This window comes from Hymenobacter swuensis DY53 (assembly GCF_000576555.1).
Taxonomy (GTDB): domain Bacteria; phylum Bacteroidota; class Bacteroidia; order Cytophagales; family Hymenobacteraceae; genus Hymenobacter; species Hymenobacter swuensis.
In genome coordinates this window covers 441,609-457,886 of sequence record NZ_CP007145.1, presented here as the reverse complement: position 1 = coordinate 457,886, position 16,278 = coordinate 441,609, and the positions used below count along the sequence as shown (strand labels likewise).

The following is a 16,278-nucleotide window of genomic DNA, read 5'->3' as shown; positions in this document are numbered from 1 at the left end:
AGTCGCTCTACGGTTTTGCTGTAAAGATGTCGGATGGATTCGGGCATAGCCAATTCAGTACTGGTAGTGCTGAACTGACTATGCCCGAATCCTTTTTATCACCTATCCAATACGCCGGAACGAATCTGCGGCATCTACGGCTGCATCTGCACCGTCTGTGATTTAGAGCTTGTCTACCAGGAAGCGCGCCGTGTGGTTGGTGTCTTTGAGCTTCACCATGTCCTCGGGTGTGCCTTCGAAGAGCAGGTGGCCGCCGTTGGTGCCACCCTCGGGGCCAAGGTCAATAACCCAGTCGGCGCACTTGATGATGTCCATGTTGTGCTCGATGATGAGGACCGAGTTGCCCTGCTCCACCAGCGCGTTGAGAGCCGTCATCAGCTTGTTGATGTCGTGGAAGTGCAGGCCGGTGCTGGGCTCGTCAAAGATGAACAGGATTTTATCGTTTTGCAGGGTGTTGCCCTTGGTCAGGAATGAGGCCAGCTTCACGCGCTGGGCCTCGCCGCCGCTCAGCGTATTGGCCGACTGCCCCAGCCGGATGTAGCCCAGTCCCACGTCGTCGAGCGGCTTGAGGCGCTCCACGATTTTGGGCTGGCCCTTGAAGAACTCGATGCTGTCCTCGATGGTCATGTCAAGCACGTCGTTGATGGCCTTGTCCTGGAACTTCACGTCCAGCACGTCCTGCTTGAACTTGCGGCCCTCGCAGGCCTCACAGGTCAGGTAGATGTCGGCCATGAACTGCATTTCAATCTTCACCTGGCCCTCGCCCTGGCACACCTCGCAGCGGCCCCCATCAATATTGAACGAGAAGTGCGAGGGTTTGAAGCCGCGCGCTTTGGCCAGCGGCTGGTCGGAGAACAGCGTCCGGATGGCGTCGTAGGCCTTTACGTAGGTGACGGGATTGGAGCGGCTGCTCTTGCCGATGGGGTTCTGGTCCACGAACTCGACGTGCGTTACCTGGCCGTTTACACCGGTGAGGCGGTCGAACTTGCCAGTGGCTTCGCCCGCGCCGCCGCCGAGCTGCTTGAGCAGGGCCGGGGCCAGAATCCGCTTCACCAGCGTGCTTTTGCCGGAGCCCGATACGCCCGTTACCACCGTCATCACGTTCAGCGGAAACTTCACCGATACGTTCTTGAGGTTGTTCTCGCGGGCGCCGGTCAGCTCCAGCGCGTTGCGCCAGGGGCGGCGGGTTTCGGGCACTTCCACCGCCATGCGGCCGCTCAGGTACTGGCCGGTGTAGGTGTCGGAGGTCAAGACCTCGGCGTAGGTGCCCTGGAACTGCAGGATACCGCCACCCGAGCCGGCCTCGGGCCCGATGTCGATAATCTGGTCGGCCTGCTCCATCATTTTGTCCTCGTGCTCCACCACAATTACGGTGTTGCCGAGCTGCTGCAAGGAGCGCAACACGCCAATCAGTTGCTCGGCGTCCTTGGGGTGCAGGCCAATCGAAGGCTCATCGAGAATGTACATGGAGCCCACTAGCGCCGAACCCAGCGAAGTAGCCAACGAAATCCGCTGGCTTTCCCCGCCCGAGAGCGTACTGCTGAGGCGGTTGAGGGTGAGGTAGCCCAACCCCACCCGGTTCAGGTACTCCAAGCGGTTGGTGACTTCCGTCACGAGGCGCTCGGCCACTTTGGCTTCGTGCTCGGGCAGGTCGAGGGTTTGGAAAAACTCCAGCGCCCGGCTCACCGGCAGCAGTACCAGATCGGTAATGCTCTGGCCCTGGATTTTGACGTACTGGGCGTCTTTGCGCAGACGCGTGCCGCGGCAGTCGGGGCAGGTGGTGCGGCCCCGGTAGCGGCTTTGCAGCACGCGGTACTGGATTTTGTGCGTCTGCTCGCTCACCCACTTGAAGTAGGTATCGAGGCCGTCGAAGTACTTGTTGCCCTTCCAGAGCAGGGTGCGCTCGGCTTCGCTCAGCTCGTTGTAGGGCCGGTGAATCGGGAAATCGAAGCGGATGCCGTTTTTGAGCAGCGGCTTCAGCCACTCACTCTGCTTGTCGGTGCGCCAGGGGGCAATGGCGCCCTCGTACACCGTCATGCTCTTGTCTGGGATTACTAAATCCTCATCAATGCCCAGCACCGAGCCGAATCCTTCGCAGGTCTGGCAGGCGCCATAGGGGTTGTTGAAGGAGAAGAAATTAACGCTCGGCTCCTCGAACACCACCCCATCCAGCTCAAACCGGTCGGAGAACTGCTTGGTGGTCGGCTCCGTGGCGGTGCTGGCCTGCTCGCTGACCAGCAAGCTGCCGTGGCCCTCGAAGAAGGCGGTTTGCACGGAGTCGGCGAGGCGGAAGGTGAGGTCCTCGTCACCGGGGATGATGACGGCGCGGTCAATCATGATGAAGACTTCGCCTTTCACTTCGGGCTGGCCCTCGGCAATGAGTTCTTCGATGAAGGCGGTTTCGCCGTTTACTACTACCCGGCTGTAGCCTTTCTGCAGCAGCAAATCCAGCTCCTTGCTCATCGGGCGGCCGTCCTGGGCAGGCTGCAGGGGAGCCAGCAGCATCACGCGGGTATCGGCGGGCAGGCGCATGAGGTAATCCACCACGTCGGCCACGTTGTCCTTCTTCACCTGCTCGCCGCTCACGGGCGAGTAGGTGCGGCCCACCCGCGCAAACAGCAGCTTGAGGTAGTCGTAGATTTCGGTGCTGGTGCCCACGGTGGAGCGGTTGTTCTTGATGCTGACCTTCTGCTCGATGGCAATGGCCGGCGAGATGCCCCGGATGTAGTCCACGTCGGGCTTGTCCATGCGGCCCAGGAACTGGCGGGCGTAGCTGCTGAGGCTCTCCACGTACATGCGCTGGCCCTCGGCGTACAGCGTATCAAACGCCAGGCTCGACTTACCCGAGCCCGACAGGCCCGTTACCACAATGAACTTGTTGCGCGGCAACGCCACACTCAGGTTCTTGAGGTTGTGGACGCGGGCGTTTTTGATGAGGATAAACTCGCGCGGGTCGAGCTGGTCAATGGGGTCGGCCGCGGGGGCGGCTACTTGCAGAGCGGAGTTGTCAGCCATAGAACGGGTAAACAGCCGCCGCCCGGGGTTTGGTTTCCCTGGGCGCGGTTTAGGTCAGGCGAAGGTACGGCGGGGCCGGCTGGGATGGTTGACGTAATATGAGCAAAGACGCCGAGCAACAACAAGCACACTGCTGTCTGTACACTTTGCGCTACTACCTTGTGTACGCAGGGCTAACACCAGATGGAACAACTAAGTAGCCAGCTAGCAACGGTCAGTTTAGAATAATGACATTACAGTATGAAAGTAGACTTTGATACAATTCACGAGCACATTATTCCGCTGGATAACTTTCAGTTGAAGTGGCGTTTCACCGAAGAGGAGTATAATAAGCTTCCAGATCAGCATCTTGAATTACTGCGGCCACTGAGTAAAGCAGCAGCAAAATTCTTATCAGATTATATTGACATGATAGACCTGCACGGCGACATACCTTTCAAGAAAGGATTTTTCCGAACGGCCCATAGTATTGAAGTGCTGACAGACAATGAGAAGGAAATCAAGAAGTGGCTTTACCAGCGAGGACTTCCTTTTGACCAACTTGTCTTTCTGACGTGGTCACAGGAGGACGCTATGATTGTTCCCTGGGAAATCTTCATCAAATACTTCGACAGCTTTTACTACCCTATTGCAGATGACTTAACTGTATTTGATCAATCCTTGACTTGGGCGCTCCTATTTTTTCACGAACACGAAATTCACTTCGGCACAAACGAGCACTTTACGCCCAGCCCCACCAACTGGCGGGAGTTTAGCGCAGCGTAACTCGTGCCCAGCCCTTGACATGCTAACCTCCCGCTACCTGTTGGATATTTTCGACCTCGCGTTTGATGAACACCCGGCGGGCAGCCTGCTGAGGCAACAAGTCACGCACCTTACCCTGCTGCGTACCGAGCATACGGGCATGGGAGCCTTCTTCTATATGGAAGCCGACCGCCCGATACCTCATCTGGCTATTCCTGGCGACACCGCAGGCACTTCAACCGAAATGCTGGACGAAGTTGAAATATGCTCTATCGAACTATCCCTGCTTGCGGACGCCACCATTCATTTGCAGGACGGCCTCATACACCACGTAGAAATCTGGAATAAAGGCGGGGCCGATTACCCCCACACAGACCCGGAACGCTACGAACTACACCAGACGTGGCGCGGCACCCACGCGGGCCGAACAATTAGCCGGTAGCCAAAGCAGACGGGGCGCTTTGCACAATGCCGGCCGCAGATCCTCACCGGCAAGGGGCTTCACGCCTGACACGGCCATGGCCTCCACTGTGGCTCCAACCGTCCATGCGTTCTATCTTCTGGCCAACTAATCCGCCAAACCTGTAACATTGTGTATCCACTATTCACGCCGGATGCACATGGCAGAAGCTGACGATACCCTCGGGCGCAAAATCCTGGGCTTTTTCCTCAAGGACGAACCTACCACCCTCGGCCAGCCGGCTGCCGGTAGCCCCGCGCCCCCGGCCGGCGCGGCTCCGGCCCGCGCGCCCCTCCCGCCCGGCACCATCGACCCGCGCTTTGCCGAGCATTTTGCCAACGTACTAGCCAAACACAACCTGCCCGGCCCCGATTACTTTGAGTTTCGGGAGGCGCTGCGAGGGCTGGCGGGCCTGGAGCTGAGTGAGAGTAAGCAGTTTCAGGCAGCCTGGGCCAGCTTTAAGGCGCTGGGCGGCTCCACGGATGTAAACCAACTCAGCAGCACCGCCAACCAGTACCTCACCACCCTGAACCAGGACCGGGAGGCGTTTGGCAAGAGCGTGGAAGCCGCCATTGCGGAACGCGTGGGAGGCCTCCAGACCGAGCAGCAGCAGCTGCAGACCGAAAACGAGGCCCTGGCCCGGCAGCTCACTGAGATTCAGCAGAAGGTGGCCGCCAACACGGAGCGGCTCACGGCCATTGGGGGCGAAATAACGGAGCAGAGCGGCAAGCTCCAGCAAAACCGCCAGAACTACGAGGCCACCTACGCCCACTTCACCCAGCAAATCAAGGACGACCTCACCAAAATAGCGCAGCACCTGCGGTAGGAGAGTTTGTCATTGCTTCGGCTCCGCCTCGCAATGACAAACGCACGACTCCTGCGCCATCTCAACCTTAACTCACCATTTCACCTCTTCATGGCAACTCCTGATTTTTCGCAGCTGGGCGGTGGGACGGACGTGGAAAAACGTTCGTTCTGGTCGCGCCCTGAGGGTATTCTGGGGCTGGTGGTGCTGGCCGGACTGGCGGGCACGGGCCTGTTCTATTTCAACCAGATTGTAGAGTTCCTGATAAAAGTGGCTACCAACACGCTGCACCTGGCGTTTCTGCTGGGGGCGCTGGGCGTGGTGGTGTTCTTGGTCACGAGCCGCGACGTGCGCACGGCCACGTTTTTCCTGTTCAAGACGCTGATGCGCAAAATTGCCGGCCTCGTGATTCAGCTCAACCCCATTGCCATCCTCAAGATCTACATTGATGACCTGAAGCAGAAGCGTCAGAAGATGCAGGGACAGATTGATACCCTGGCCGGTCAACTGGTGAAACTGAACAAGAAAATTAACGAGAACAACGCCGAAATCAAGCAGAAATTCGCAGAGGCCAACAAAGCCAGCACCATGCTCGACCGGCCCGGTATGAAGGAAACGGCTTCCCTGGCCACCATCGAAGGCGCCGGCCTGCAGGACATGAACCAGAAGCTGCTCCCCCTGCAGCGCAACATGCAGATGGTACTGGCCTTCATGGAAAAGGTGAACCAAAGCGCCGACTACATCATCAAGGAAACCGAAATCAAGGTGCGCCTGAAGGAGGTGGAGTACAAGATTGTGAAGGAAAGCTCCAGCGCCCTGCGCACCGCCGTGAGCATCTTCAAGGGCGACCCGGACAAGAAGTTTTACTTCGATGAGTCGATGGAATACATCCAGGACGACATGAGCCAGAAGCTGGGCGAGATGAAGCGGGCCATGGATTTATCGATGGATTTCATCAACTCCGTGGACGTGCAGAACGGCATCCTCTCCGACAAAGGCGAAGCTATGCTGGACGCCTACAACAAAGGCGAATTCAAGCTAGTGAGCCTGGATACCAACCCGGTTAATTCCCCTACCGCCCCACGCCCCGGCGAAACCTTCCCCGCCAAAGACGCCAACTACCGCAGCCTGCTGGACTGAGCTTGTTGGCACCAGAACATCATGCTGAGGCGCAGCCGAAGCATCTCATCCGCAGCACTACTTACCACCAGTACAACGTCAGCACGCGAGCTGTTTCGCTCTGCTCGACATGACAAGCCAAACACCACTCTTTCCCTTCCTACTTATGCAACGACTAACGTTAGCCGGCCGGCTCATTATCACGGCCATTGTGCTGGTGGCCGCGTATTTCGGCGTCCGCTATTTCCTCGGCGACAAAATGCTGAAGCCGGACCCTGCCACGGCCACGACCACCGAAATAACCACGCCGGGCAGTACCCCAACGGCGGCCGACGGCAGCCCGATCAGCACCACGACCACCGCAGCCGCACCGACGACTTTCACTTACGCGGCTCCGGCGCCCGTCAATGGCAAGCTGAAAGGCGTGGTGGAACTGGGGGCCAGCGGCTTCAACTCGTTCATTGTGCGCATTGATGAGCAGAAGAACTGGAAGCTGGAAAAGGCGGAGTTCGGCACCAGCTTGGCCATCGAAAACATGGCTTCCGACAACGATATCCGCACAGGCCTGAAAGCCTACATTGCCAAGATGCTGGACTTTGGCGTACCCGGCCGCGACATTCAGTTCGTGGTCAGCTCGGGCGCACTGAAAGCGGAAGGAACCCAGAAAATCATCAAGGCGCTGAAGGGGCTGGGCTACGTGGTAAACACTGTAACGCCGGAGCGCGAAGGCCAATTGGCCCTGCGCTCCGTACTCCCCCGTGACTACGCCGATAAGTCGTTTGTGGTGGATATCGGTTCCGGCAACACGAAAATCTCCTGGCTGGAAAACGGTACACCCAAGGCCCTGGAAACTTATGGTGCCAAATACTTCCAGAACGGTACCGACGACGCGGCGGTGGCCGCCGACGTGAAAGCCAAAGCCGGCCAGGTGCCTGCCGGACTACGGAAAACCTGCTTTATCATCGGGGGCATTCCGTATGAACTGGCTAAGCAGACCCGTAAAGGCGACGAACGGTACACCGTTCTCAACGCCGCCGACGCCTACAAGCTCGATAACGCCAAATCGAAGGCCGGTCAGAACATCTACCGGTCTGTGCAGGAAGCCACCGGCTGCCAGCAGTTCGTCTTCGACTGGGACGCCAACTTCACCATTGGGTTTCTGCTAAGCAAATAGACTTCTTTTCCCCAACAGAAAGGGCCGGCAGCTGTAGCTGTCGGCCCTTCTCGTTTGTATGCTAGCCGGGCAAAAGTGACGACTATACTCTGATAGCATACATCCAACTCGTAGGAAGTAAAACTGGGCTGCCTTATTTCTTCAATGCTGGTTTCACCACCCGCTGCCACACCGCATACCCGGCGGGCGTCATGTGCAGGCTGTCGGACACGTAGAACTGCGGGCCGGGCTTGCCGTTGGGGCCGAGTAGGGGCGTGGCCGTATCCACGTACCGCAGATGCATTGGGTGAGCCGCAATGTAGTCCCGGATGAGCCGGTTGGCTTCCTGCACGCTGGGGTAGAGGGCCCAGCGCGACGGACTGGGCTTGATGGCCAGAAACACCAGCGGCACCTTAGGCAACTTCTGCTGCATCAGCTTCTCGAACGCCAGAAACGACTGAAATACCTCCTGCGGCGTGGCTCCGGACCCAATGTCGTTGTCGCCCTCGTAGAGCACCACTTGCCGGGGCTGGTAGGCCACTACCAGGTTATCGAAGAAGTACAGCGCATCGGGGAAGCGGGAGCCGCCAAAGCCCCGGTTAAGCACCGGCCGGCCCGGGAAATCCTGCCGTAGTGTTTCCCACTTGCGCACCGAGGAGCTGCCGTAGAACAGGATGGGGCGAACAGGTGGCGGCGTGAGGCTGTCTTGGTGGGCAAAGGCGCGCAGCTCAGCGGTCCACTGGGCAGGGTTAACGGGTTGCACCTGGGCTTGGACAGTGGTAGTGCAATTGGCTACGGCCAGCAGCAGGCCGGTGTACAGAAAGCGGTGGAAAGCGGTAGTGGACATTGCAAACAAAAGGATGGAAAGCTTATAAAGCGGCTGCGGCCGGCAAGCAGGCGTTGGGTAAGGTCGGAGGCCAACGGAAACAGGTTGCGCCAACCCTCCGTGTGCTACGAAAACCGGCCCGCACCAGGTTACCGTTGCGCTTGCTTGAGTATAGGCACCGCCGAATACTTTTTGGGCCTTTTACTGAGCGCCGTTCAAAAGTTTTTTATGCTTTTTTATCTTCTGCGGCACATTCTTGAACGGCCAGCGTAACCCGGGTTGGGATGTATGCGTCAAGTTTGATATTTTCATTCTCTTATTGCCTCTACGGCAGTAGAATACCCTTGTTGATTTTCACTTTATGAAGAAATTCATACTCATATTTTTCTTATTTGGGCTGCTTTGTTGGTTACCAGCGGCCGCCTTGGCCGCCGCTGATCCGCCTACCGTATTGAACGGGCAGTGGCAAGGTCCGCTCAAGGTTCCTGGCGGTCAGCTCACGCTTATTATTACCATTGTGCCGCTTTCCAATGGCGCATATTACGCCGCTCTCGATGCACCCCAACAGCGCATCAGCCGGATGCCCGCCGAGGTAACCGTGAAGGGCCTCGATCTGAAGGTGAGTATTGAGCAGGCCGGCAGCCGCTTTGTGGGCAAAATCAAGAACGGGGGCACTGTGCTTCAGGGTACCTGGACGCAGCCGGGCCTTACGGCTCCGCTGACCCTCACCCGCCTCACCGCCAGCAAGCCAGTCGCCGCTCCCACCAAGCCCCGTCTTACCCCGCCATACCGCGAGCAGGACGTGATGTTCAGCAACCTGGAAGCCAACATCCGACTGGCTGGTACTCTCACCATTCCGGCTGGCCCCGGCCCCTTCCCGGCCGTGGTGCTACTATCCGATAATGGCCCCCAGAACCGTGACGTGGAGCAGCAGGATTACCGCATGTTCGGGTCACTAGCCGATTACCTGACCCGGCGGGGCATTGCCGTCCTGCGCTTTGATGACCGGGGAATGGGCAAATCACAGGGCAACTACTTTTCTACTACTACCGTGGATCTGGTGGGAGATGCCCAGGCCGCCATGGTATACCTACGCGCCCTCCCGCTCATCGACAACCGTTACGTGGGGCTGATGGGCCACGGCGAAGGAGCTAACGTAGCCCTGCTGGCTGCCGCTGCCGAGCAGGCCACCGCCACTCCGGCCTTTGTGGTGTCCATGTCAGGCTACGGTATTACGGGGCGCGACGTGATTATGCGCCAGCAGATGGAAATCATGCGCCTCATTGGCTCTAACCCGGCCCAGGTAAAAGCGGCGCTGGACCTGCACAAGGAGATGGTGGAAATCATCCGCCAGACCCCCAACGACAATCAGGCCCGGGGCAAAGTAGCCGCCACTCTACGCTTCAACAACACCGACCTCGACCCGCACATGGCGCGGGCCCGCGCCATCCAGCTTACCTCGCCTTGGTCGCGCTACTTTCTTGATTTTGACCCCACCCGCTCCCTGGCCGCTGTGAAGTGCCCGGTTCTGCTGCTGGGCGGCTCCATTGATCTGCAGGTTGATCCGCAGCGGAACATGGCGCCATTGAAACAGGGCCTGAAAAATGCCAAAGTAAAATCCGTAAAGCTCACCGGCGTTAATCACTGGTATCAGCCCGAAATGAAGGACTGGCCGCTGGTAAATGGTGAGCAGCAACCCGTGTTTTCGCCCAAGGCCCTGAATGTGGTCCGAGAATGGATATTCGCCAATACGGAACAGCCCCAGGCTCTGCCCACCACGGGCGGCACACCCGAAAAAACGACTGCCGCGCCCAAAGGAGCCAGGAAATCGGCTAAAACTGCTCAGGCTAGTCGCTAACTAGAGCTACTGCAAAACAAAAGCGCCGAAGCAAGCTTCGGCGCTTTTGTTTTGCCCTTTGGTAGCCCCAACGGAACCCAGCGCTGCTGGCTGGGTTTATACCCTGCTATGCCTGATCTGCGCGCCGATTTGCACGATTTACTTTCCTTCGAAATGCTCAGCCGGCACACGCTCGACATTTTGCGGCACAAGTATGGCGTGAGTGAGGGCGAGTTATTCTCTGGCCTGATGCAGGTACTGCGGGAGCGGCGCGTGCTACCGGAGCGGCACCCCAATTCACGGGAGCCGGGCCAGTTGGTATGTAGCGCTGAGGAACACATCTGCCGGCACTGCGGCGAGATTCTATTGCAGAAAAATGCTATGAAACATCTTTGGCAGGTCCACGATTTGGTGGTGCGTCAGCATCCGGAAGCCCATTACACTACTGATATCCGCCTGGCGGCCCTTTACCAGCAGGCACGCGCAGCCGGCACCGATGCACAATCCCTCTTGGCTGCTTGGGAAGCCACTCAGCAGTTCGAGCAACGCTACCTGCCGGTTCGGGCCGACGGCCAGCGGCGCTACCTAGTCCGACGCCGAGGCTACACCATTCTCGTGCTGGGGCAGGTTTCTCTGAACGGACGCTACCAACGCCGCGACCTTAATCAGGACAACCGCCGCCACGGCTTTATGCGCTGCCTACGGGGCACCTTTATTCTGGTTCCGATGCGGGCCTAGCTGCCCGTTTTACACAGGTTGCAGTTGGCTGATACCCACAAGTTTCAGCAAAAGCAACTTGCATAATTCCAGAAATGTGCATAAGAACACACTTATCCACATACTTATCCACATTTAGCTTGCGTAAGACGGCCTTTCCTCCTTGTGCATCTATTCAGAAGGTGGCTGCGTAGGAACTGATTCCTTCACCAGCCGATTTTTATGCAACCTTCCCGCTTTTTTGTACCCGCCATCATATGCCTGCTGTTTAGTGCCTGCCAGGGCCGCGAGCAGCCCTACGGTACCGGTCCCGATAATCCGGCCGCCGACAAAGACACCGGGGCGGCAGCCACTCCCCTGGCAGGAGTCTACACCGATACGGTTCCCTGCAACGACTGCCGGGGCATTGCCACCCGTCTCACGCTCAAGCCCGACAGCCTCTACGAGCTTCAGGAAGTCTACCTCGGCCGCCCCGATCCGACCAATTACCGCCGGGGGCCGTGGCGGGTGCGCGGGCAGGTAGTCACGCTGGCCCCGAGCGGCAACAACCCGGTGCGTCGCTACCAGGTAGAGGCGGCTCGTAAGCTGCGGCTGCTGGATGCCGATGGCAAGCTCATGCAGGCCGCCAACGCCGACTACACCCTCAACTACCAGTCTGATGGCAACCTGAATGAAGCAGGCACCACCCGCGAGTTCACGGGCCTCTACACGGCCGAGGCTAACGCGGCCGTTTTTGTGGAATGCGGCTCCGACAAACAATACGCCCTAGCGCCTACCGGCCTCACCCCCGATTTGCAGCGCCAGTACGGCAACACCCGCAAGGAGGCCGGCCAGCCGGTATTTCTGCGCGTTTCAGCTACTGTAAAAACACAAACGGTCCAATTCGGCACCGGTACGGAGGAAGCACTGGTAGTCGACAAGGTTTTGGAAATGAAGCCTGATCCTGTTTGCCCGCAGGCCGTAAGATAAAGCACCGAATTACCGCTTAACAACGCAACCGGCCCTGACATATGGTGGTGTCAGGGCCGGTTGCGTTGAAGGGGAGCCTCATTTCAGGTTATCATTTTTTCTCAGGTGTCATATCCAGTTGGCGCAGTTTGTCGGCCCGCAGTGCCGTGAGGCCAACTACGCCAATAGTCATAATCCCTCCGAACACGACGGAATTGACCACTCCCAGCAGCCGTGCCGCTAAGCCCGACTCAAAGGAGCCGATTTCGTTGGAAGAGCCGATGAAGATATTGTTGACGGCCGACACACGGCCTTTCATGTGCTCTGGGGTGAAAGTGTGCAACAGGGTGGAACGCACAATCACCGAAACTGAATCGAAAACACCGGTCAGGAACAGCAGGAAGAGCGACAACCAGAAGTTGGTAGACAGCGCAAACGCAATGGTGGCCAACCCAAAGCCCGCCACCGCCCACAGCAGCTTGCGGCCGGCATGACGCCGCAACGGGAAGTAGGTCAGGAAAGCAGCCATCAGTACCGAGCCCACCGCCGGCGCCGACTCCAGGTGCCCCAGTCCGGCCGCGCCTACTTTGAGAATATCTACCGCGAATACCGGCAGCAAGGCCACCGCACCCCCAAAAAGCACCGCGAATAAATCCAGCGAAAGAGCTGCCAGCACCAGTTGGTTATGCCAGATAAAACGCAGACCGCTCAGAATACTATCCCGCAGGCCCAGCTTCTCCCCTACCCGCTCCGGCAACGGCCGCGAGGCAATAGCTGCAAACTGCAGCAAAGCCAGACCCAACAGCACTACAACCACCGTATAAGAGTTGGCTACCCCCAGATGCGCCACTAGGTACCCCCCAATGGCCGGCCCCAGCACCGAGGCGGCCTGATATGTGGTGCTGTTCCAGGTTACGGCGTTGGCTAGCCGCTCCCGGTCGGGCAGCAGTTGGGGCATAAAGGAAAACAAGGCCGGCCCCAGAAAGCCCCGCGCAATACCGCTCACAAAGATGACACTATACAGCGGCAGCGTGTAATAAGAATCCCGCGCCAGCAGCTGCAGCCCTCTAGGAGACGAAAGCAACGCCAGGGCCACCGCACACAGCAACAGCGTAGCCACCGAGGCGATGATAATGTTCTTCCGGCGAACTGAATCGGCTACGTGACCGGCGTAGAGCGATACCCCGATGCTGGGAATGGCCTCAGCCAGCCCAATCAGGCCAAGCGCCAGTGGATCATCGGTCAGCCGAAAAATCTGCCAGCTGATAACCAGCCCTTGAATCCGGGTGGCAACCGTGAGGCACACCCGCGCCGAAATCAGCTTGCGAAAGTCCGGAATGTGAAGGGCGGCGTACGGGTCGTGGCGAGGGGTATCGGAGGCGGGTACTGACATGAAGCGGAGAGCCGGGAAGCAGCGGCCTTGCAAAGGTAGGCCGCCCCACCCGCCCGCTAAGCTCAACCACGGCACTTTTGTAAAGCACGGGAACCCGCTTCGTAAGCCCGGCAAGCCGTTGCAGGCTGTTTGACGTATACCGATGTACCATGTACGTCGCTCAATTACGCGTCAGTATGCGTGGTGCCTGGGTGTCTCATTCATTTTACCGCTATGCCAGCCTCCTTTCCCACATCCATTGCCGAGTTTGTTGAGTTCCACTACCGGCCTGAACAGGGAGTACTGACCGGGCGGTGGCTGCGGCCGGTTTCGGCCCGGGAGCTGCAACAGAGCTATGAGGCTCTGGCGGCAGCCCGCCCCACACGGTACTGGCTGCTCGATTTGCGCAGGCGGGGTCCTGCCAGCGAAGATGATACGCACTGGGTACTCACCGAATTTGTGCCCGGCCTGGCAGCTACGCTGGGAGGCCGCGTGTATCTGGCGTTTCTGGTGGCCGCCGGGCATCTCAGCCCCGAGGAACAGGCAACCGGCTCCCCTATGGTGCTCGATGAAACAGCACATGTGCGCCTATTCACCGAAGAAACTACCGCGCTGGCCTGGCTCAACGGCCGCCAGCATCACGACAGCGCCTGATACCTACGGAAGTAGTTCATTGCGTCTGGTTCATACCCCACTCCCGTATTGTTTTCACGTATGCTGCACCCTTCCACTTTCCTTCGATATGCCCTGCTGGGCGGGCTACTGCTGGCGGCCGAAGCAACGACCCTCGCCCAGACCGCGCCTGCCGTTGCTGCCACCGCTCAGCTTAAGGATGGGGCCTTCCGGCGCAACGGCAAGATTTTCCGCCTGCAAGCCGGGCAAACGTCGCCCCTTTCAGCCCCCTTGCGCTTCCCTAACGGCCTCACACTGCGCCCCGATGGTATCATGGTGGGCAGGAACGGGACCCGCCAACTGCTGGAGAACGGCAAGGCCGTGAATATGCAGGGCGACGTAGTCATCTACCGCGACGATATGATGACGCCCGAAGCTATTTCCCGGCACGATGAGCAAACGACCGGTTCGGCGGGCACCACTATCGTCAGTATTCCAACGGCTACCAACCTGGCGGCCCTGGCCCCAATGCTGCAGCGCACTGCCCAGCGGCTGGAGCAGCTGCGCCAGCTCAGTGTACTACTGAATGAGCGGGCCACTGCCGCCGCATCCAGTACTGCCCCCACCCCCGAATCAGAGGTCCGCATTCAACAGCTCAGCCAACAGCTCCGGCCATAGAAGCACGGTTCTTGCTTTGGTGTTTCAGCACTGGCTGGTTTTTCCTCTCCCGGTAAAAACCAGCCTTTTTTGCCTCGTTACCGGCCTGCTGGCTGCCGGGACAGTAGCAATAGTATATCCTAAATTCAGGATACCTACTATTCAGTTTTTCGATTACCCAAAAAAATTCCGGCATTTCCCGCGCTTACCCATTGTGTTTCGCTTCGCGGTTCTCTACATTTGATTTCAGCGAGTTCTTCATTCTTTCTTCACCCTGGTTTTTACCAGCAACTGCACTCTATGGCCTAAAGCTCTACGTCCCTTACTTCTCGTAGTCTTTATGGAAACCATGCAGCCGAGCGACTCCGCTCTCATCTCGCTTTATATTGCCGGCCAGGAGAATGCCTTCGCTCAATTGCTTGAGCGGCATAAAGCCCGCGTATTCACTACTATCATGCTCATTGTCCGCGACGAAGACGTGGCGGAAGATCTGTTGCAGGATACCTTCATCAAGGCCATTCATACCATGAAGAGCGGCCGCTACAATGAGGAAGGGAAATTTTCGTCCTGGATTTGCCGCATCGCGCACAATCTGGCCATCGACTGCTTCCGGCGTGAAAAACGCAGTCCTTTGTTGAACCTTGATACAACAAGTCATGCGTTCAACTCGTTGTCGTTGGCAGAAGAGGGAGCCGAAGCTGCCATGACGCGGGATGAAACCCACGCCCGGCTTCGGGAACTGATTCAGGAGCTGCCCGCGGCGCAGAAAGAAGTCCTGATTATGCGCCATTACGGCGACATGAGCTTCCAGGAAATTGCCGATGCAACGGGGGTCAGCATTAATACTGCGCTGGGGCGGATGCGTTATGCGCTGATCAACCTGCGGAAAAAAATGGCCGCACAACCCGTTTTCTATGATCAAAACCTTTACCCACGAGACACTGCTCCGGTACGTGTACAACGAATTGCCAGCTAAGGAGCAGCAGCAGGTAGAAAACGCCTTGCTACACGACGCCGAATTAGCCGCTTCCTGTGCCGACCTGTTGCTGGCCCAGCGTGCCCTGAACGGTTTGTCCAGAACGCCCAGCCAGCGTACTACCGACGCCCTACTTCAATATTCCCGCACCTTTCTGCGAAAAGAATAGCCTGCTATAGTTACTTACGAGAGGAAACGCGCCGCGAAGCTACCTAGGATGGTAACTTTGCGGCGCGTTTTTTTGCGCTCTGCCGGCTTCATTGGCTGCTTCACGTCCCTTAGCTATCCTCATGCGCAAGCCCGAACGGTTTCGTCATTTCCTGGAGTACTTCACCACGCATTTTCCTGAGCCGGAAACCGAACTGCTGTATTCCAACCCCTATGAACTGATTGTAGCCGTAGTGCTCAGCGCTCAATGCACCGATAAACGGGTAAATCAGGTAATGCCAGCATTGCTGCAACAGTTTCCCACACCGACCGAGTTGGCAGCGGCCTCGGCAGAAGATATTTTTCTGTTTATCCGCAGCGTATCGTACCCTAACAACAAGGCTAAGCACCTGGCGGGGCTGGGCCGCATGTTGGTGCAGGATTTCGGAGGTGAGGTACCCAGCACGATTGAGGAGTTGCAGCGGCTACCTGGAGTGGGGCGCAAAACGGCCAATGTAGTCGTCTCGGTGATTTACAACCAGCCCGCCATGGCTGTGGACACCCATGTATTCCGGGTGTCGCACCGGCTGGGCCTCGTAAGCAAAACGGCCACCACACCGCTGGCGGTGGAAAAGGAATTAGTGCGCTACATCCCCGAGGCCCTGGTGCCCAAGGCGCACCACTGGCTGATTCTGCACGGCCGGTACATCTGCGTGGCCCGCTCGCCCAAATGTGCTGTATGCCCGCTCACCAGCTGGTGCAAATACTACGCGGATGTGGTGAGTAAGCAGGATACTTTACCTGCTAAACTTCCGGTCAAAAAAGCCATAAAGCCCTCTGAAAGTCAGCATTAATTATCCAAAGGCACAACTTAGTATATAAGTAGTCAT

The 16,278-nt window shown here is 58.1% G+C and carries 16 protein-coding genes; 13 read left to right on the top strand and 3 right to left on the bottom strand.

Features of this window, described 5'->3' with window-relative positions; genetic code table 11:
- Positions 1–162: 162 nt before the first annotated feature.
- Positions 163–3,015 carry an excinuclease ABC subunit UvrA gene (gene uvrA, locus HSW_RS03460; protein ID WP_044000844.1) on the bottom strand — a complete coding sequence of 951 codons (2,853 nt, stop codon included), beginning with the start codon at positions 3,013–3,015 and terminating at the stop codon, positions 163–165.
- 240 nt (positions 3,016–3,255) lie between these two features.
- Between uvrA and HSW_RS03455 the strand changes: the two genes are divergently transcribed.
- From HSW_RS03455 to HSW_RS03435, 5 genes are all read left to right on the top strand, one after another.
- Positions 3,256–3,780 carry a hypothetical protein gene (locus HSW_RS03455; RefSeq protein WP_044000843.1) on the top strand — a complete coding sequence of 175 codons (525 nt, stop codon included), beginning with the start codon at positions 3,256–3,258 and terminating at the stop codon, positions 3,778–3,780.
- A 19-nt stretch (positions 3,781–3,799) separates the two neighbouring features.
- Positions 3,800–4,201 (top strand): hypothetical protein, encoded by a 402-nt coding sequence (locus HSW_RS03450; protein WP_044000842.1) that lies wholly within the window; start codon positions 3,800–3,802, stop codon positions 4,199–4,201.
- Between the two features lie 178 nt (positions 4,202–4,379).
- On the top strand, positions 4,380–5,045 hold the full coding sequence (locus HSW_RS03445; RefSeq protein ID WP_044004063.1) for a hypothetical protein: 666 nt from the start codon (positions 4,380–4,382) through the stop codon (positions 5,043–5,045).
- Between the two features lie 90 nt (positions 5,046–5,135).
- Positions 5,136–6,164 carry a hypothetical protein gene (locus tag HSW_RS03440; RefSeq protein ID WP_044000841.1) on the top strand — a complete coding sequence of 343 codons (1,029 nt, stop codon included), beginning with the start codon at positions 5,136–5,138 and terminating at the stop codon, positions 6,162–6,164.
- A 145-nt stretch (positions 6,165–6,309) separates the two neighbouring features.
- Complete coding sequence (locus tag HSW_RS03435) at positions 6,310–7,317, top strand: acetate and sugar kinases/Hsc70/actin family protein (RefSeq protein WP_044000840.1); 1,008 nt, start codon at positions 6,310–6,312, stop codon at positions 7,315–7,317.
- Between the two features lie 133 nt (positions 7,318–7,450).
- Here the strand turns inward: HSW_RS03435 and HSW_RS03430 are convergent, their stop codons facing one another.
- The gene (locus HSW_RS03430; protein ID WP_071883056.1) at positions 7,451–8,143 is read right to left on the bottom strand and encodes an SGNH/GDSL hydrolase family protein; all 693 of its coding nucleotides are present in this window, start codon (positions 8,141–8,143) and stop codon (positions 7,451–7,453) included.
- A 403-nt stretch (positions 8,144–8,546) separates the two neighbouring features.
- On the opposite strand from HSW_RS03430, the gene HSW_RS03425 reads away from it, so the two are divergent.
- The 3 genes from HSW_RS03425 to HSW_RS22470 all read left to right on the top strand — a co-directional run bounded on the left by HSW_RS03425 (position 8,547) and on the right by HSW_RS22470 (position 11,645).
- Positions 8,547–9,980 carry an alpha/beta hydrolase family protein gene (locus HSW_RS03425; RefSeq protein ID WP_197031933.1) on the top strand — a complete coding sequence of 478 codons (1,434 nt, stop codon included), beginning with the start codon at positions 8,547–8,549 and terminating at the stop codon, positions 9,978–9,980.
- A 108-nt stretch (positions 9,981–10,088) separates the two neighbouring features.
- Positions 10,089–10,697: a hypothetical protein gene (locus tag HSW_RS03420; protein ID WP_044000838.1), complete on the top strand. Its 609-nt coding sequence runs from the start codon at positions 10,089–10,091 to the stop codon at positions 10,695–10,697.
- Positions 10,698–10,898: 201 nt separating this feature from the next.
- Positions 10,899–11,645 (top strand): copper resistance protein NlpE N-terminal domain-containing protein, encoded by a 747-nt coding sequence (locus tag HSW_RS22470; protein WP_052346066.1) that lies wholly within the window; start codon positions 10,899–10,901, stop codon positions 11,643–11,645.
- A gap of 91 nt (positions 11,646–11,736) precedes the next feature.
- On the opposite strand, the gene HSW_RS03410 is transcribed toward HSW_RS22470, so the two are convergent.
- Positions 11,737–13,017 carry an MFS transporter gene (locus HSW_RS03410; protein WP_052346065.1) on the bottom strand — a complete coding sequence of 427 codons (1,281 nt, stop codon included), beginning with the start codon at positions 13,015–13,017 and terminating at the stop codon, positions 11,737–11,739.
- Between the two features lie 213 nt (positions 13,018–13,230).
- On the opposite strand from HSW_RS03410, the gene HSW_RS03405 reads away from it, so the two are divergent.
- The 5 genes from HSW_RS03405 to nth all read left to right on the top strand — a co-directional run bounded on the left by HSW_RS03405 (position 13,231) and on the right by nth (position 16,242).
- On the top strand, positions 13,231–13,650 hold the full coding sequence (locus HSW_RS03405; protein WP_044000837.1) for a hypothetical protein: 420 nt from the start codon (positions 13,231–13,233) through the stop codon (positions 13,648–13,650).
- Positions 13,651–13,710: 60 nt separating this feature from the next.
- On the top strand, positions 13,711–14,286 hold the full coding sequence (locus HSW_RS03400) for a DUF6799 domain-containing protein (RefSeq protein ID WP_044000836.1): 576 nt from the start codon (positions 13,711–13,713) through the stop codon (positions 14,284–14,286).
- Between the two features lie 319 nt (positions 14,287–14,605).
- Entirely contained in the window at positions 14,606–15,241 is a 636-nt protein-coding gene (locus HSW_RS03395) for an RNA polymerase sigma factor (RefSeq protein ID WP_044000835.1), read from the top strand.
- Positions 15,180–15,410 (top strand): hypothetical protein, encoded by a 231-nt coding sequence (locus tag HSW_RS03390; RefSeq protein WP_044000834.1) that lies wholly within the window; start codon positions 15,180–15,182, stop codon positions 15,408–15,410. The genes HSW_RS03395 and HSW_RS03390 overlap by 62 nt, the downstream gene beginning before the upstream one ends.
- Positions 15,411–15,531: 121 nt before the next feature.
- Entirely contained in the window at positions 15,532–16,242 is a 711-nt protein-coding gene (gene nth / locus HSW_RS03385; protein WP_044000833.1) for an endonuclease III, read from the top strand.
- Positions 16,243–16,278: the final 36 nt, after the last annotated feature.

Coding starts and splice junctions, on each gene's coding strand:
- uvrA (WP_044000844.1), bottom strand. CDS start 3,015: ATGGCTGACAACTCCGCTCTGCAAGTAGCCGCCCCCGCGGCCGACCCC.
- HSW_RS03455 (WP_044000843.1), top strand. CDS start 3,256: ATGAAAGTAGACTTTGATACAATTCACGAGCACATTATTCCGCTGGAT.
- HSW_RS03450 (WP_044000842.1), top strand. CDS start 3,800: ATGCTAACCTCCCGCTACCTGTTGGATATTTTCGACCTCGCGTTTGAT.
- HSW_RS03445 (WP_044004063.1), top strand. CDS start 4,380: ATGGCAGAAGCTGACGATACCCTCGGGCGCAAAATCCTGGGCTTTTTC.
- HSW_RS03440 (WP_044000841.1), top strand. CDS start 5,136: ATGGCAACTCCTGATTTTTCGCAGCTGGGCGGTGGGACGGACGTGGAA.
- HSW_RS03435 (WP_044000840.1), top strand. CDS start 6,310: ATGCAACGACTAACGTTAGCCGGCCGGCTCATTATCACGGCCATTGTG.
- HSW_RS03430 (WP_071883056.1), bottom strand. CDS start 8,143: ATGTCCACTACCGCTTTCCACCGCTTTCTGTACACCGGCCTGCTGCTG.
- HSW_RS03420 (WP_044000838.1), top strand. CDS start 10,089: ATGCCTGATCTGCGCGCCGATTTGCACGATTTACTTTCCTTCGAAATG.
- HSW_RS22470 (WP_052346066.1), top strand. CDS start 10,899: ATGCAACCTTCCCGCTTTTTTGTACCCGCCATCATATGCCTGCTGTTT.
- HSW_RS03410 (WP_052346065.1), bottom strand. CDS start 13,017: ATGTCAGTACCCGCCTCCGATACCCCTCGCCACGACCCGTACGCCGCC.
- HSW_RS03405 (WP_044000837.1), top strand. CDS start 13,231: ATGCCAGCCTCCTTTCCCACATCCATTGCCGAGTTTGTTGAGTTCCAC.
- HSW_RS03400 (WP_044000836.1), top strand. CDS start 13,711: ATGCTGCACCCTTCCACTTTCCTTCGATATGCCCTGCTGGGCGGGCTA.
- HSW_RS03395 (WP_044000835.1), top strand. CDS start 14,606: ATGGAAACCATGCAGCCGAGCGACTCCGCTCTCATCTCGCTTTATATT.
- HSW_RS03390 (WP_044000834.1), top strand. CDS start 15,180: ATGATCAAAACCTTTACCCACGAGACACTGCTCCGGTACGTGTACAAC.
- nth (WP_044000833.1), top strand. CDS start 15,532: ATGCGCAAGCCCGAACGGTTTCGTCATTTCCTGGAGTACTTCACCACG.